This window comes from Solwaraspora sp. WMMD1047 (assembly GCF_029626155.1).
In the GTDB taxonomy this organism is placed as follows: Bacteria; Actinomycetota; Actinomycetes; order Mycobacteriales; family Micromonosporaceae; genus WMMD1047.
In genome coordinates, this window is record NZ_JARUBL010000001.1 from 7,252,349 (window position 1) to 7,268,218 (window position 15,870).

Sequence of the window (15,870 nt, forward strand, 5' to 3'; positions counted from 1 at the left end):
CCGTCGCGCAGGTACAGGGCGATCAGCTCCGCGTCGGACCTGTCGGATGTTTGCGTGCGGGTGAGATCCGGCGCCGGTATCCGGCGACCGCGCTCGGCGGAACGTGAAATACCGGCTGTCCTTTGGCTCGCAGCGCGTGGACGAGTAGACCCTGGGTGGTTTCGATCCCGACCGGCACCTGCCGCCGGCCGTGGGTGTGGCTGGCACGCAGCCCGTTGAGCAGCGCGAACAGGTCCCTCATCCCCTGCGGTGAGGTCGGCACCCGCGCGCGGGCGACCACCACCGCCGACCGGTCGACAACCGCGACGTCGTTGAGGCCCTCCGACCAGTCGATGCCGCAGATGAACCGTGGCGGCTTGTCCCCCATCATCGCCCTCTTCCCCGGTCAGATCCGCGCCGCGACGTCTGACGCCCCGCCCCGGCCGCCGGGACGGCGAGTTCGTCGCCGTCGTCGGCCGGTCGGGGTGTGGCAAGCCGGCGACGCACCGTCTGACACGTCAACCCTGGTCGGAACGGCACGACAGCTTCTATCGACAGCAACCGTCGGCGCCTCCACCGGGGTCCGGCGGCGGCGCACACCAACGTGATGCGCGTGAAACCCCGCTGCGGCGGGAACCAGAGAACCGACCAGCAGGCGCCATTGAGCCCGACGCGCTTCCGGGATGGTCACACCCCCACAAAGGTGGAGAAAGCGCTGATCGACGGTAGACCGTACATCACCGGTCGGACCGACGCCACCGCCCGGCCTACGGTGTCCTCGGCCGGCGAGGTGGGTCGACGGGGCGCTACGCCGGCGTCGGACGGTTCCGGCGCGGGATGAGCTTGATCGTCGCCTCGGCGGTGGTCTTCTTCAACTCCGCTAGGACCGAGGTGTAGATGTCGGCGGTCATCTTGTAGGAGGAGTGGCCGAGGGTGTCCTGGATCTCCTTGATGCTGGCGCCGGCCGCGAGCATCAGGGTCGCCGCAACGTGCCTGAGGTCGTGGAACCGTACCGGTGGCAAGCCGCTGCGCGCGACGAGCCGGTCGAACCGGCCGGTGACCGTCTCGGGATGCCACGGTTGGCCGTCGCGCTGGCGGACGAAGAAGATGTCGCTGTCGACCCAGGCGTCCCCCGCGATGACCTTCCACCCGGCCCGGCGGGACAGGTACCTGCGCAGGCTCGTCACGGTTTCGTCGCTGAGGTCGACGACCCGGTCCCCGGCCGCCGACTTCACGTCCTTTTCGATCACCTGGTAGCCGACGCTGGTGCGCTGGCCGGTGATGGTGATCGCGGCTGCTTCCAGGTCGACGTCGTAGTCGTGCAGGCCACACAACTCCCCCCTGCGGGGACCGCGGTGGATGGCCAGGTCGAACAGGGGATACAGTCCGGGATCCTCGGCTTCGGCGAAGTCAAGGAACTCACCCACCTGTGCCGGTGTCCAGACCATGACGGGGCTGGGCCGCTGTCCGGTGCGGCGCCACCGGTTGACCGCCGCGTCTGTCCACAGTCGGGGCTTCGGAGGCTTGCCGGACGCCAACTCGACCGACTCGGCCGGATTGTGGTCCACCAGCTTGTGGTGATAGAGGCGGCGGGCGTCGTTGAGCGCCTTCCGCAGCGTCGCGAGGATCCGCTGCTGACTCGCCTCGCCGACCATCCGGATCCCTTTGACGGAGTCACGGATCTCCTTCACGGGGCTGGCCTTGGCGGCGCGGACCTCGTCGTTGCGGGAGTCGATCGCCGCGAAGACCGACTCGATGTGGGCGGCGGTGAGTTCCTGCAGCGCCACCTGGCCCAACTGCGGGGTCCAGTACTTGGTGATGTGGTCCTGGTAGCTGCGCCGGGTCGCGGGCGCCAGCCTGGTCCGGCCCTTGATCCATTCGGCGAGGTAGTCGCCGAGGGTGAGCCCGTTGTCGGCGGGCACGTCGGCGCGGATACGGCGGGCCACATGGTCGCGGTCGGGCAGCGGCTGGTTGGGCTTGACCGCCTGCAGCAGGTCGGCGATCTGCCGCCGCCGGAGCTCGTCGCGTCCGGCGAGGTCGAGTAGCGCACGGGCGCGGTCGCGCTCGTCTACCGCATCCTCCCGGGTGTCGAAGCCGGTGCGGCGCAGCTGCCGCCGACCGTGGGCTGCATCCAGTGGGAGTTCGAGTTGGTAGCGCCAGCTGCCGTGGTGCGGGTTCCACCCGTTGCCACGACGGAGCTTGGGGCACGTGGCGCCGAGGCGCTTGCCGTTGTTCCGGCAGCCACAGCGTTTGGTGATGGATCCGTCTGCCATGACGAGTCTTCTCCTCGCCGATGCCCGCTGTGTGGGAGAGCATCGGATTGTCGGGTGTCCATTGGTGTGATCACCGCTCGGTCCGGCGACGTGGTCAAGTCGCCGGCGGCGGCGGGTAGTCAGTCGGGACGCCGAGGGCGGCCAGGACCGCGGCGACGGAGACCCGGTAGCGGGATCCGACCCGCAGCACCGGCACCGGAAGCCGGTTCGTGCGGGCCAGCTCGTAGGCACTGCTGCGGGACATGCCGAAGATCTCGCCGACGGTGGCGACATCGGTGACCGCCCCAAGCGCGCGGATGCGCTCGACGGTCCACACCTGGGAACGCGTCGGTGTCCCTCCTGCGGGAGCGCCGGCTGTGCTGTCCATGGGATTCGTCCTTGAGGTGAGGAAGGGCCCGACCACCGTGGTGGCGGGCCCTCGAAATGAGTGGAAACTGCTGGTGTGACGATCAGCCAGATAGCTCCCACCGCCTCCGCGCGATTCCAGCGGTGCCGTGGTCGACGTGGCTGGCGGCTCGGACGCGACCGGCCAGGCCGGCGGCCGGAGTCGACGACGCGTAACCCGGCCGCATGAGCGGGTCGGACGGTTGTCCGTCGGCGGTGGTCAGATTCAGGGCGTGGCGGATCACCGCGACCGGTTCGCGGTAGCCGCTGCCGAAGCGCGGGCACGGCGGCCGGGAACTGGTCGCGGTGACGAGGTCGTACACACCGGCGAGACAGCCGTAGTTGCCGCCGCGGTGGATATCGGTTATCCGGTTGCGTGCCCGGATCCGCTCGACGGTCCAAGGCGACGGCCTCTGTTCGCATTCAGGGCCTGACGTTCGGTGAAGCGCCGGTCGGGGACATGGTCACGGCACCGGGCGGACCTTCCCCGGGAACCTGAGGTCGGAGCAACCCTGCGGTCCACGCACCAGCAAGGGATTCGGCCCGGCGCGCTGCCGCAGCGTTGGCCCGCGAGGGTCAGTGCCCGCCCGTGGGCGGCCCGGTGCCGCCGGGCCGGTTAACTTCGTCGAGCCAGGACAGCAGTCGCGGCAGGTTCTGACGAGGTGCGTAGATGAGGCAGGTGCCGTCGGCCGAGTGGCATCCGATGGCGGCGGCGTGTCGCAGCCGCCGCAGCGAGTTGACCCGGCCCATGTGAACGCTCAGGCCACGTGCGCGCGCTTCGGCGGCCAGGTCGGCGGCGCCCGGACCCAACTTCCATTCGGTGGTGCCGCCCAGTTTACCGTCCTGATCTTGAATGATATGGCGTTGACCTGCGGTTTTGTGTCGCGAACCTGTGCGGCACGTGATCGTGTCGCAGGCGTCTGCGCCGTCGAGGATTCCCTCGATTGGGTGCTCGGGAGGTCGTTCGTCGGTCGACTTGCGGTCGAGCCGGCGGAGTACGGCAGTGCGTCGTGACGCCGCGAACGCGCGACGGATAGCGTGTCGGTCATGACGACACCGCAACCGGATCCGCCGCTGGCTCCGGACGAATTGGTGAGCACCGGCTCGGAACGGGAGGTGCTGGAGGCATTCCTGGATTTCCATCGCGGTGTGCTCGTCCGCAAGGTGTCCGGGGTCTCCGCCGAGGACGCTCGGCGCCGGCTCGTACCGTCGATGACCACCCTGGCCGGTCTCGTCAAACACATGATCGGGGTGGAGCGGGGCTGGTTCGAGCGACGCCTGGCGCAGCGTTCGACCGAGGAGATCGGCAGCAACGTCGGCGGCGGCGAGGATAGCTGGGTTCTGGCCGACGACGAGACTGTCGAGGCGCTGGTCGCCGAGTACGAGCGGGCGTGTGAGCAGTCGCGGCGGACGGCGGCCCGGTTCGCTCTCGAGGACACGGTTCCGAGTCCTCGTCTGGGGCGGGTGTCGCTGCGTTGGATCTATGTCCACATGATCGAGGAGACGGCTCGACACGTCGGTCACGCCGACATCCTGCGGGAGCAGATCGACGGCGCGACCGGCGTGGACGGGTGAGCGGTCTGCGTTGTGGGCGGTGTCCCGGCCGACACCGGCGTCGTGCCGCCGACAGTGCGGGTTCGTCCGTATCGGGGTGGCTGCGCACATGCTTGGGTCGAGGCCGTTGATCACGTTGGTCTCCTTCAAAGCGGTCGCAGGTGGCGAGTCACCTGTGGCTGGTCGAGCAGTTCCGCTTGAAGCTCGGCGATCTGCTTGTCCTGTGAGCGGTTGTTTTCGCGGGCCGCGGCGAGCCGCTCGTTGAGGTTCTTGGCGTCCGCGGTGAGCGTGCGGATCTGTTGTTTGAGCGTGGTGTTCTCGGTGACGAGCCGTTGGACGGCGTCTTCGGGCAGGTCGAGTTCGAGGTCGCGGATGCGTCCGAGGAGTTCGCCGATGCGGGCGCGTTGGTCGTGAATCTCTTGGTAGGCGGTCTTGAGCCCGTCCTCGGCGTTGAGCGCGCGTTCGCGCCATGCGGCCTCGGTGGCCGCGGCTGCGGCTGCCTGGGTTTGGCTTCGTTGGGCGTTGGCCTCGGTGGCTGTCTCGCGGATGAGTCTGCGAGCGTCGGTGTTCTGGTAGAGGAAGGTGCGGGACACGTTGGCGCGACGCTGGACGGCGCTGACGGTGACAGGGCTGCGCTCGCGGCGCATGTCGTGCAGTACCGCACGGACCCGGTCGAGCATCGACGAAGTCGTGCGTCTGCGGGCGGCGATGGCTGCGTCGATCCGTTGCGACGAAACGGTTCTGGTCATGGTGAGTCCTCGGGTTCAGTAGGTGTCCGGTGGGGGTTGGGCGGTGATGTCGGCGAGGTCGGCGGCGCGGAAGCCGACGTTCCAGATGCGGTGGTAGTAGTCCTGCGGGCGGCGCAGGTCCAGGGCGAGTGCCTGGTCGAGCAGGCCGAGGCCGGCGAGGGCCTTCTCGAGCCCGTGGATGGCCTGGGCGGTCGGTGCGAAGACCTGGTGGAGGTAGTCGGCGGTGGCGTCGTCGGGAGCTCGTTCGGCGATCGAACGCCACTGTTCCTGCTTGCGCCGCCAGTAGAGCAGGTCGGCGCCGGAGAGTACGAACCTGTCGCAGTTCTCGCAGTCCAGCTTCCATGGGCAGGCGCCGCCGTCGACGACGGGTTGGAAGGTGCAGAAGCCACCGTCGGCCGGGGTGCTGCGCCGGCTGAGGTCCAGCGCGAGCGCGAGGGCCTCGTTCCGGTCGAGTGGGGCGGTTGCGCTGGAGAGCAGTTCGCCCGGGTTGGCGGCTCCGGGGCCGGCTACCCAGACGGCGTGGAGGATGTCGTCGAGGTCGGTGGCCGCGATCTTGGTGTAGTGCTCGGCCATGCGTTCGGACACCTGGCCGAGGTACTGACGGATGTGGCTCAGCGTCGCGCCGTGCTTGAGCAGCTTCGTCGCGAGGGTGTGGCGTGCCTGGTGCGGGACGCAGGATCCGAGGTCGAGTCCGTCGACCCACGCCTTGAACCGGTTGTGGAAGGTCGTGTAGGCGATGGACCGGGCTTCGCCCGGGTTGCGTTTGCCGGAGGGGAACAACGCCATGCTTGCCCGCTCGTCGCGGGTGGGCTGCCGGGCATGACGGTGCTCGAAGCGGATGAGGCTCGTGCGCCGGCGTCCGTCGAGGCGTTGGTAGAGCCGCTCGGGGATGCGGATGCCGGCGTTGTAGTTACCGACCTTGGTCTGGTCGTGCCAGAGCATGGCCAGGCCGCCGTAGTGGCCGATGCAGTCCAGGCGTAGCTTGAGTACCTCGCTGCACCGCCGGCCGGTGAACACGATCGTCTCCCACACGTCGCGCACGCCACGGTCGAGCGGATCGTGGTCGGCGGCGAGGCGTGCGAGGTTGGTCTCGTCGGCGAGTGCCTGGGCGACCTCGTCGGTGAACGGGTTGCGGGAGATCCGCGGCGACCCGCCACCGTGCGGGATCGCCGTGATGAACGCAGCGCTGAGGCCGATGCGCGCCGCCTCCCCGGATTCCAGCGCCTCGTAGAGCGTTCGGCGGGCGTAGTTGAACACGTCGCGGCGGGTGTGCTCGGTGACCGTGGACAGCTGGCCGTCCTTGCGTCGTACCGCGAGCGCCGGGAGCACTTCGCGTTCGCGGTGGCGGTAGTCGGCGGCGAACCGGTGGGCGTGCTCCGCCCCGAGCAGCGTGGGATCGTGACCCCCGGCCGGCGCGTCAACGGCGAGGAAGGCGGCCAGCTCGACGCAGGAGCGGTGCAGTCCGTCGAACACCTTGCGGGTACGCGGACACTGCGGAGACAACAGCAGGCTGGCCATGCGGTCCCAGAGCAGATCACGCAACCAACGCAGCGAGACGTCGGTGAGGTCGAAATGGCTCTTGGTCTGGTCGAACCGGCGTCCGAAGTGCTCGGCTTCGATGAAACCGGCGGCTTTGGTGTCCTGAGGCCCGTGGTAGACCAGCCGGAGGTGGTCGAGGATCTCCTGGACGATCATGCGGTCGGTGTGGCTGCACGACGCGAGGTCGACCTCGGCCAGGGACCTGACATCGTTGCTACGACACAGATGCACCAGTGCACGGATCCAGCCGACCGCCCAATGGGTGTGCTCGCGCCGTCGCGCGTGGGCGTGCAGTCCCCATTGGAGTTCCGCCTTGGTCAGCGGTCGTAGGCCCAGCAGGCTGATCTCGCCCAGGTGCCGCAGTGCCCGGGTGGTCCGGCACCACTCCCGAAAGGCCGCCTCATCCTGGTAGCCGACGACCACGGGCAGTCCGCGGCTCTCGAAGCGGTGCAGCCAGTTCACCGGCAGCGACGCACCGCCTGGCCGGCCCTGGTCGTGGTAGTTCTCGCGGTGCCCGGCACACAGCCCGAGCGGTCCTTCGGCCAGGCCGGGGCAGACCACGACGGCGCAGGTTCCGTAGCCGTCGAAGGTAACCTGCGCGGGCAGCCATTCCTCGAAGGTCGTGTCGTCACGCGAGCGTTGCCAGGCGTCGCGGTGACGGCGACAGAGGTCGCTCGCCCTGGTGGCCGCCGGCCGGCCGGGACAGATGCGGCACGGCGTGAGGAAGCCGCCCTTGCCGGTCAGCGGAGTTGCGGTGTCGAGGAATGCGGCCCGGCTCATCCCGTTGCGGCGTGCGGCGAGCCAGTCGGTGTAGTGGGTCTGGCACAGGCCGGCGCCGGCAATCCACTGCCGTGGCCGTTCGCAGCCGGTGACGCCGCAACCCCAGGCGTAGACGGGGTGATCGCGTGGGAAGTCGATGACGTCGCGGTGGTAGAGCGGATCGGACGTGGGCGCCTGCAGCAGCGCGGTCAGTACCTCCAGCCGGTCTCGGAAGACCCGTCCGGTCTGCGCGGCCGGAAGCAGCTCGAGGCGGCGGCTCACCGTTCGCCCCAGAAGCGCTCGAGGGCCGCGGCGAAGGCCGGGTCGTGCACGTCGGCGTGGCCGTAGACCCCGTCAACGGTCGCGGCGGAGGCCCAGCCGCCGGCGTCACGGGCGTAGACGGCGTTGCCGCCCGACGCGTCCAGAACACCCGTGGCGAAAGAATGGCGGAACTGGTGCGGCCTGACCCTGCCGAGATCAAGCCTGGCGCCGACGCGCCGCAGCATCCCGCGTACCGCCTGCATGGCCAACGGCCGGCCGCGCCTCGGGCCGCGAAGCTGCACCAGGAGCATGCCGTGACCTGCGTCCGGCGGGTACTCGCCGGTGATGTAGCTGAAGTAGCTACTGACCATCGCCGGGCTGGCCCGGCGGACCGCACCGCCGCAGACCACACCGTCCTCAATCCGCCACGGATGCTTGGTCTTGGCCCGGCTGCGGTTGGCGTTGCCCTCCCGGTGGCAGATATGCACATGCGGCGACTGACACTGACCACAGGCAGCGCCGTCCCGCAGATGAAGGTCGACCAGGTGCAGCCCGCACAACTCGCCGACACGGAATCCGCCATCAGCCAGCCACGCGACGATCATGCGGTCGCGGGCGGAGATCCCGGACTCCGCCAGACGCTGAAGGGCTCCGTCCGGCAGCATCTTCGGGTGACGACGCCGCACCGCCTTCGTCGGTGCCAACGGGTTGGCCGGCATCGAGCGCAGCGCGTGACCGAGGAACGCGCGGCGCCGGTCGGCCTTGGTCGGCAGCCGCGAACTGTCCAGCTCCTTCGCGAGCGCCTGATTGATCCCCCGCCCGCCCTGGTGGCCGTAGAACCGCTTCAGGCAGGCCGCCATCACCTCCAACCCGCTCTGCCCGTACGGGGCCTTGCCCACCCGCCACGGCTGCCCGTGCGGGCCGGCATACTCAGCCCCGAGCGCCGCCATGTACCGCTGCAGATCGCGCACCGTCACGCTCTCCGGAGCGAGGCATTCGAACGCCAGCCAGCGCAGGTGATCGACGAGAAGGTAGCTGTAGGTACGGCACGTGCCCGGCTCGCACGTACGCAGGAACCCGTCGGCCACCCGGCAAACCGAACCATCCGGCGACAGGATCGTGTACGCGCGACGGCCGTTCCCACGGACGATCTCCTGCACCCGCAGGTCGCCGATCACCGGCCGCCGCGTCACGCCACACCGCCGGTCGAAGAACTCAACGTGTCACATGTGATGAACATGGGCAGTAAACGAGTCCGCCACGAGCCCAGAAACGCCACCCACCGACGTCGCACACACCCAGGAGCACGGAAGGTAAAGCCCAAGAACAGCCCGTCGGTCAGCTCCCAGGGCACCCGAAGGCGTTCGAGACCGTCCTGCGCGACGAGCGCGGCCGGGTAACCGGCAGCGCGGATACGGGGCAGCATCGGCACCGAGCGTGCCAGCGTGGCGGCGGCGTCGCCGACAACGTCGGGCGCGGTGGCGAACGCGCACCGCACCGCGTGCGCGGCGTGGCGGGCCAGCCACGCCAGATACCTGTCGTCGCCGGGATAGCGGCCCGCAGTGAAGCAGCCGTTGTCGGCGCACCAGTCCACGTCCTCCGGCACCGTGTTGCCCGCCGCCGGGGTGGCGATCATGCCGAGCCGGCCGGCACGCATCGCGTCAACGACGATCTTGCCGGAGGCGGTGGCGTAGTAACGCACGGGCGACCAACACGGCGGCGACAGGTATGAGCGTGACCCAGGCTTTGACCCACAGCTGACCGGGCAGCGCCGACCAGACCGGGAAGCCGGCCAGGGTAAGGAAAACGATCGTGTCCAGCAGGGCTCCAACGGCGTTGGACGCCAGCACCGCGCGCAGGAGGCCGCGGAGGCGAAGCGGCTGGTACACCAGCAGGTCAGCCAGTTCCGACACCGCGAACGCGGCCGCGGAGGCGAGGGCGAGCGCGGGTGCGACCAGGACGGCGCTCAGCGCCGCGCCAACGGTGATACAGGCAAGCACGACGAGGCGGCCGGCCACCTCGTGGACCCAGTCGCGGACCAGCAGGGTGTACCCGGCGGCGACGGTGCCTGCGGTGGCGGTCATGCCGAAGCCGACCGGGACAAGTCCGTAGGTGGAGGTGAGCCAGTTCGCGGCGCCGACGCCGCCGACGAACGCGAGGACCGCCAACACCGCCGCGCCGCGGTGCCGGTGCCGGCCCGTCCAGGTCGGCCGGCGGTGGCGGGCGCGGCGAGCCGGCCCGCACCGGAGTTGGGCGGATGAGGTGCCGTTGCCGGTTCCGGCCGGGTGGTGGTTGGTCGGCATGGTGGGTTGCGTCAATGGCGGGGTGGGGCAGGTCATGAGGGGTGTCTCGTCTCCTGGAAAGGGATAGACCCGCCGCAGGTGCGGTGGGTCCGTGTGGCGTGCGCGTCGGCCGGTCGGTCGCCCGATTTCGCGTCGCCGGAGGTGCGTTGGAAGGTCGTCTGTCGCCGAACGCCGCCGTGGAAGCGGCCCGCTGAGGAGGGCAGGCGCCCGGGTGGGACGGGGATGCCTGCCCTCCACGGGAGGCCGCGGCGGCCCGCCGTGACCTGGACCTGGACCGGGACGGGAGCCGTGCTATCGCGGTGCCTGCCAGCGCAGTCGGGCGATGTGCGCGGTGCCGTGGTCGGCGCGAGGACGGCTGGGCCGGTTCCAGCCGGGCGCGGGTGGCCGGGCGGCGACGACGCGCCACCCGGCCGCTCGTAGACTTGCCCCGGACTCCCCGTCAACCGGGCTTGTCGTCAGTTCACGAGGGACCTTCTGTTCGTTCTTGACCTGCGGTGCTGGTAGGACCCCGTGCCAAGCAGCCCGACACGGGGTTGACGTTTGGTCGGGAATCCCGAAGGATCTACCGAAATACTTGGACGATCGCTCCTGGGATGAACGCGAGGTACGGGCGTGGCGCTGGCGGTGGTGCGCTCGATCCGTTCACCCCGAGGGCTGGCGACCGCCCAGGAGGCGGAAGACTTCGAGCAGGAACTGCTCGATCAGTACGCGTTGGCGATGTCGGCCAGCGGTGTCGGGGATGAGCAGGTGGCGAGCCAGCGGGCCACGCTGTTCGAGTTCATCCGGTTCCTGCAGCGGCCGGTATGGACGGCGGAAGCGTCGGACGCCGACCGGTATCTGGCGTGGCTTCGCTCGGAGAAGGACCAGGCGACCAGCACCCGATACGGCAAGTCGATCGCGCTGCGGCAGTTCTACGGCTTCCTGGTGATGCGGTACCAGGGCGACATTCACGCGCTGACCGGGCATGTCGTTGACCAGCCAATCGACGAGTTCAACCGGCCGACGAAGCCATACCACGACGTGCCGCGGGTGCCGCCGTCGCAGCCGGAGGTGGAGGAGTTGTTCGCCCGGTGGCGGGAGTGGCTGCCCAAGGCGCGCAAGTTCCTGCCCGCTGCTCGCGACTACCTGGCGGCGTCGCTGTGGCGCCGTGCCGGGCTGCGCATCAGCGAGTCGGTCATGCTCGACATCAGAGACTGGCGGCCGGATCTCGGCGAGCTCGGCAAGCTGCACGTGCGGTACGGCAAGGGCAGCCGTGGCCGGGGACCCAAGACGCGACTGGTGCCCGGGATCAACGCGGTCGACGAGTTACTGACTTGGTGGCTGCGCGATGTGCGACACCAGTTCGGCGACGACTGGGACGACCCAGACGCGCCGCTGCTGCCCAGCGAGCGCCGCGACCGGTTGACCGGCAGGTGCCTGCGGGCAGGCGCGAACGCTCTGCGGACCGGGCTAGCCGACGCGGTGCGGCGCTGGCTGCCGGCGTGGGACAGCCAGTTGACCCCGCACGGCCTGCGGCACTTCTGCGCATCGTCGTTGTACGCCCGCGGCGTAGATCTCAAGGCGATCCAGGAACTCCTGGGCCATTCGTGGCTGTCAACTACGACCCGGTATATCCATGTGCACGAGTCACACATCGAGGGTGCTTGGGCGCAGGCGAACGAGCGGGTCGCCGCTCGGCTCGCCGGCGAGAGGAGGTGAGCGGATGCGGTGGAACCTGCGGCTGAAGGCCGCTGAACGCGGGATCTGGAAGTCCACGGAGATGCGCCGGTTGCTGGCCGAGCACGGGCTGGAGATCAGTGCTGGCAAGATGTCGGCGCTGTGGACGACCACGCCGACGTCGATCCGCCTGGACGACCTCGACGTGTTCTGCGCCGTACTGGACTGCACCCCGGCGGAGCTGCTGCTCCACCAACCACAGCAGGTGAAGGCCCGCCGCGACGAACTCAAACGGGCCGCCAACGCCGACATCGCGCCGACCGGCAGCCCGGTCGTCCCGCGGCTGGGCCGTAACCGATCCCTGCCGCCGGCATGACGACGGCGCCGCCCAGCGTCCACGCTGCGCGCCTGACCCGCTGCACCGTCTGCCGACAGCAGCCGGTGGCCATGCGCGGAGTGAAATTCTGCTTCACCTGCTGGCCCGGCGGCCCGGTGACACCGCCCCCGTGTGTGCGGTGCGGCGCCAAGACCGGCTACTTCACCGCCGGTCTGTGCCGGCGCTGCCACCGCTACGCGCCGCCCGAGGTCGATGCCTGCCGGGACTGCTACGCGTGGGGTGCCGTGCGCAACCAGAGCTGGCTGTGCTTCGGCTGCACGCAGTGGCGCCATGCCAGCCCGGGTACCGGTGTCTGCATCTGCTGCGGACGGGTGGTGCACCTCGCGCCTACGGGGACCGGGGTATGCCGGCTCTGCTACCGGCAAGCGGTGCTGCACCGCAAGCCCAACGGAGACCTGGACTTCGCGGAGGCTAACCGGTACGGACAGCAGTTGTTCCTGGCGAACATGTTCCACCGCAACACGACCGGCACGCCGAGCGACGCGCTACAGCATCGGCTCGGGCCGCCCGACGATGGCAGCCTCGTATGGCCCGCCTGGCAGCAGCTCACCCTGCTGCCCGCCACGCTGAGAACCCTGACCGGTCGCGACCGCGCCGACCTGCAACGCCGCGCCGACCCACGGCAGGCTGCTGAACTCGACGAGCACGCCGCGGCGATCGCGGCGCGACTCGGCTGGACCGACCGGCTGCGGCGCGAGGTATGCATCGGCCTGCGCATCGTGATCGGGCTGAGGGACCACCGCGACGATCCGGTCCGGGCCAGCGACGTGACACTGCTCAGCACGATCAGACTTCCCGTCGACGCCGTGACCCGGGTCCTCGACGACGCCGGCATGCTGGTCGATGACCGCGTGCGCGCCCTCGACGCATGGGCGACCGCCCAGATCAGCCGTCTCCCGGACACGATGGCGGCAGAGCTGAACCTGTGGTTCGAGGTCATGAAGCACGGAAGCACCACCCCGCCGCGGCGACGGCCACGCAGCGAGACCACCATCCAGCTGCACCTGTGCTGGGCACTACCCACGCTGCTGCGGTGGGCGACAGCGGGGCACCACAGTCTGCGCGAAATCACCCGCGACGACGTGGTCCGTGCGCTGCCGCCGTCAGGAAACCCGCGGTCGCAGGTCGGCCAAGGGCTCAAGTCGATCTTTCGGCTGCTCAAGGCCCGGAAGATGGTCTTCACCGACCCGACCGCCCGGATCACCACCGGCCGCCACGAAACCCGGCAGCCGCTCCCGGTCGACCTTTCCGCGCTACGGCAGGCCCTGGCCTCGGACAACCCTGCGCACGCCGCGGTCGCCGCGCTCATCGCCTTCCACGGACTGCGCACCAGCCAGGTGCAGATGCTGCGGCTCACCGACGTCCGCGACCGAGTGCTGCACGTCGACGACCGGGCGATACCGCTGGCCGAGCCCGTCCAGCAAGCACTGACCGCCTGGCTCGACCACCGCCGCAGCCGGTGGCCACGCACCAACAACGTCTACCTGTTCGTGAGCACCCGGACCGCCAACACCGACGCTCCCGTCAGCCGAACCTGGATCTGGAAGGCCACCGGACCCCGGTTGTCCGCCACCGACATCCGTCAAGACCGCATCCTCGACGAAGCCCAGGCGACCAACGGAGACGTCCGCCGGCTGGCCGACCTGTTCGGCCTGAGCATTGCGGCCGGCAACCGCTACGCCGCCACCGTCGAACACCCTGACCTCACCGCGCTCACCTAACCTGTCACGGGCGGCGTGCCGTCAGACTCCTGTGACTCAGAGTGAACAGCAGCGGAGCTCCCCCTACACGTCGACCACGCCCGCAGCCGATCACCGGCCAGTGAACGGGGAACCGCCATATTCAGGCTGACCGAAAGGCCGTCAGCACGCGATCGGCGAGCACCGAAAACCCCAGATACAGATGACTCGGCCCAACAACGGCCTCGAGGAACTCCCAGGCGGCTCAGCGTGGCATCCACTTGCGGTACGCGCCCGTGTGGGATCTCAAGGTCGGGGGGCCGGGTCAGGTGAGGCCCGCGAGTTTGTAAAGCACCAGGGAGCCGGCGACGGCGACGTTGAGGCTGTGGCCAGTTCCCACCATGGGTATCTCCACTGCGTAGTGGATCAGGTCGAGGGCCTGGGGTGGGATGCCGGTGGCCTCGTGGCCGAGGATCATGATGGTCCGGCGGTCTGCGACGGGGAGATCGGCCAAGCGGATCGCTTCGTCGGCCAGTTCCACCCCAACCATGCGCGAGCCGTTGGCACGCTCCATCGCAAGCCAGCCGGCGGGATCCCCGACTCGGTGCACGCAGCTGGGCCGGCGCAGCGTATTGCCCCGTGCGAGGGCTTCGTCGACCCACCGGAACGGTGGTACGGCCAAGCAGGCACCCACCGCGTCGCAGGTACGGAGAAGTGTGCCGAGGTTCGTCCCGTGCAGTGGCCACAACGCGGCCGCGACGAGATGTCCCCAACAGCGATGTCCGCGGGGTCGCCGAGCGGCTCGAAGGTCCTTACGGGAACGCACCCGGATCGCAGGGCTCACCGGAGGGGAGCGATCATGCCCCAAGGATCGAGAATCATCAGGTAAGGGCACTTCGCGGCGCACCCGGGCCATCGTTGACGACAACGTCGCCGTTGAGGATAGCCGCGACAGGCAAGGCGCGCCAACGAAGATCGATTGACGGCCTGCCTTCGCGACACCCGCGCCCGTGCACGGTCGGCCCCGGTAGGTACACCGTCATGCTTGATATGCATGTAATCCTTGTTGGCCAACGGCATGTTTGTGCTGGTGGATCGTGTATTGACGGGTGCCTGGATGTCGTTGTGGACTTTCGCTCATCCCGCGACCGCCTTCTCTACAACCACCCTGACACACGCGGATGCGTCGCCGCCTTGCTTGAGCCGAATGCATGGAAATCGTGCACGTCCGGAGGTGCTGCAGGGTGCGCCGCCGGCCGCTACGGGCGTTCGTCACGCGGCGTGCAACTGGATCAAGCTCCTCGGGTTCGGCCTGTCACCAACCGCGGTCCTTTCCCTCTCGCCAAGCGATCACGTCGAACACACGCAACGGAGTCACGGCCGCCGACAAGCCAGCCGCTCCATGGAGATGCACCAGCCGTTCATGCAACGCATGATGCTGCTCGCGCAGGGCCACCCGAACCGGTTCCCACTGGTGCTTGTGGGTGCCAGTTACCTTCGCGACGACCTTGTCCCAGATGGGGCGTAGCCGCGGACGCTTGCGGGCGATCAGCTTCGTCGCAGTCGTCGTGTCGATACCCGGAATGTCTCGCAGCGCGGTTTGCAGCCGCCAACCCGGCCAGCAGTCATCCGTGAGCGGCTCGTCCTCGCCAACCAGGTCGCGGTCAGGGCCGAGTTCCGCCAGCAGGTCACCGAGCTCGGCGGCACGGTCACGCAAGAGCACAGCCGCCGCCCTTGGCGGCACCCGTACCGAGAGGAACGTGATCGCCAGCAGGTCATCAGCGGTAAACCGATCGACGTCCGCAGTCCGCGTACCCGTGCTATCCCATCCATCGAAGGCAGCACCCGCTGCGGCACCTGCGCTCGTCACCGCGTCACCGTAGTAGCGGCGGAGCAGGCTTAAAGCAGGCTTGTCATCCGAAGTAGCGAGGGCGTCTGGAAGCTGAAACGGCATACGGTCCATCCTGCCGACGAGTCCATCGCGGAGCCTCCGGCGAAACGGTCGCTTCCGCTCAGCCGTCTGGTGCCCCCCGGGACCGTTCCTTGCGCCATGACCCGGTCACCCGGCCGTCAGAGCGACCACCTCGAAGTCAGACGGGCACTCTCGGGCTAATTTGTTCGTCGTCCGCTGGCACCGCCGCCTACCCTCCGTGAGCCTCGACCGGCGCCCCGGACGCACGCTCGTGCTTGACAGTGCGAGCCCGGCGTGTACGAGTTAGCTGATTACCGTATATCTACTGAGGCGAGTATGTCCGTAGTGCGGACAGTCTTGTCCCGGTGAGTGCCGTGCGCCGCCTGTGACGGGGTGTTCAGGGACACGCTGCCTGGCCGGTCGTT

At 69.1% G+C, this 15,870-nt stretch carries 15 protein-coding genes; 4 read left to right on the forward strand and 11 right to left on the reverse strand.

The genetic code is table 11. The features are described 5' to 3' along the window. Nucleotides 1-22: 22 nt before the first annotated feature. From O7627_RS33170 to O7627_RS33185, 4 genes are all read right to left on the reverse strand, one after another. Nucleotides 23-370, reverse strand: a complete 348-nt coding sequence (locus tag O7627_RS33170; protein ID WP_278097367.1) for a transposase — start codon at nt 368-370, stop codon at nt 23-25. 415 nt (nt 371-785) lie between these two features. Beyond that, the gene (locus tag O7627_RS33175; RefSeq protein ID WP_278097368.1) at nt 786-2,252 is read right to left on the reverse strand and encodes a tyrosine-type recombinase/integrase; all 1,467 of its coding nucleotides are present in this window, start codon (nt 2,250-2,252) and stop codon (nt 786-788) included. 94 nt (nt 2,253-2,346) lie between these two features. Beyond that, on the reverse strand, nt 2,347-2,619 hold the full coding sequence (locus O7627_RS33180) for a helix-turn-helix domain-containing protein (protein WP_278097369.1): 273 nt from the start codon (nt 2,617-2,619) through the stop codon (nt 2,347-2,349). A gap of 593 nt (nt 2,620-3,212) precedes the next feature. Beyond that, nucleotides 3,213-3,386: a hypothetical protein gene (locus O7627_RS33185; protein WP_278097370.1), complete on the reverse strand. Its 174-nt coding sequence runs from the start codon at nt 3,384-3,386 to the stop codon at nt 3,213-3,215. 297 nt (nt 3,387-3,683) lie between these two features. Here O7627_RS33185 and O7627_RS33190 point away from each other — a divergent pair, with 297 nt between their 5' ends. Beyond that, nucleotides 3,684-4,211, forward strand: coding sequence for a DinB family protein (locus O7627_RS33190; protein ID WP_278097371.1), 528 nt, complete (start codon nt 3,684-3,686; stop codon nt 4,209-4,211). A gap of 125 nt (nt 4,212-4,336) precedes the next feature. On the opposite strand, the gene O7627_RS33195 is transcribed toward O7627_RS33190, so the two are convergent. The 5 genes from O7627_RS33195 to O7627_RS33215 are packed head-to-tail and all read right to left on the reverse strand — an operon-like array spanning nt 4,337 to nt 9,666. Further along, nucleotides 4,337-4,939 carry a DUF6262 family protein gene (locus O7627_RS33195; RefSeq protein WP_278097372.1) on the reverse strand — a complete coding sequence of 201 codons (603 nt, stop codon included), beginning with the start codon at nt 4,937-4,939 and terminating at the stop codon, nt 4,337-4,339. Between the two features lie 15 nt (nt 4,940-4,954). Next, nucleotides 4,955-7,519, reverse strand: a complete 2,565-nt coding sequence (locus O7627_RS33200; protein WP_278097373.1) for a site-specific integrase — start codon at nt 7,517-7,519, stop codon at nt 4,955-4,957. Continuing rightward, nucleotides 7,516-8,676, reverse strand: coding sequence for a tyrosine-type recombinase/integrase (locus O7627_RS33205; protein WP_278097374.1), 1,161 nt, complete (start codon nt 8,674-8,676; stop codon nt 7,516-7,518). The genes O7627_RS33200 and O7627_RS33205 overlap by 4 nt, the downstream gene beginning before the upstream one ends. An 11-nt stretch (nt 8,677-8,687) precedes the next feature. Continuing rightward, nucleotides 8,688-9,200 carry a hypothetical protein gene (locus O7627_RS33210; protein ID WP_278097375.1) on the reverse strand — a complete coding sequence of 171 codons (513 nt, stop codon included), beginning with the start codon at nt 9,198-9,200 and terminating at the stop codon, nt 8,688-8,690. Further along, complete coding sequence (locus O7627_RS33215) at nt 9,160-9,666, reverse strand: VUT family protein (RefSeq protein ID WP_278097376.1); 507 nt, start codon at nt 9,664-9,666, stop codon at nt 9,160-9,162. The genes O7627_RS33210 and O7627_RS33215 overlap by 41 nt, the downstream gene beginning before the upstream one ends. Before the next feature lie 747 nt (nt 9,667-10,413). On the opposite strand from O7627_RS33215, the gene O7627_RS33220 reads away from it, so the two are divergent. The 3 genes from O7627_RS33220 to O7627_RS33230 all read left to right on the forward strand — a co-directional run bounded on the left by O7627_RS33220 (nt 10,414) and on the right by O7627_RS33230 (nt 13,575). Beyond that, on the forward strand, nt 10,414-11,499 hold the full coding sequence (locus tag O7627_RS33220) for a tyrosine-type recombinase/integrase (RefSeq protein ID WP_278097377.1): 1,086 nt from the start codon (nt 10,414-10,416) through the stop codon (nt 11,497-11,499). A 4-nt stretch (nt 11,500-11,503) separates the two neighbouring features. Then, on the forward strand, nt 11,504-11,833 hold the full coding sequence (locus tag O7627_RS33225; protein WP_278097378.1) for a helix-turn-helix transcriptional regulator: 330 nt from the start codon (nt 11,504-11,506) through the stop codon (nt 11,831-11,833). Between the two features lie 71 nt (nt 11,834-11,904). Then, complete coding sequence (locus O7627_RS33230; RefSeq protein ID WP_278097379.1) at nt 11,905-13,575, forward strand: hypothetical protein; 1,671 nt, start codon at nt 11,905-11,907, stop codon at nt 13,573-13,575. Between the two features lie 283 nt (nt 13,576-13,858). On the opposite strand, the gene O7627_RS33235 is transcribed toward O7627_RS33230, so the two are convergent. Continuing rightward, nucleotides 13,859-14,449, reverse strand: a complete 591-nt coding sequence (locus O7627_RS33235) for a TrmH family RNA methyltransferase (RefSeq protein WP_278098532.1) — start codon at nt 14,447-14,449, stop codon at nt 13,859-13,861. A gap of 399 nt (nt 14,450-14,848) precedes the next feature. Further along, a complete protein-coding gene (locus tag O7627_RS33240; protein ID WP_278097380.1) occupies nt 14,849-15,487 on the reverse strand; it encodes a DUF6308 family protein in 639 nt (212 codons plus the stop codon). Nucleotides 15,488-15,870 lie beyond the last annotated feature (383 nt).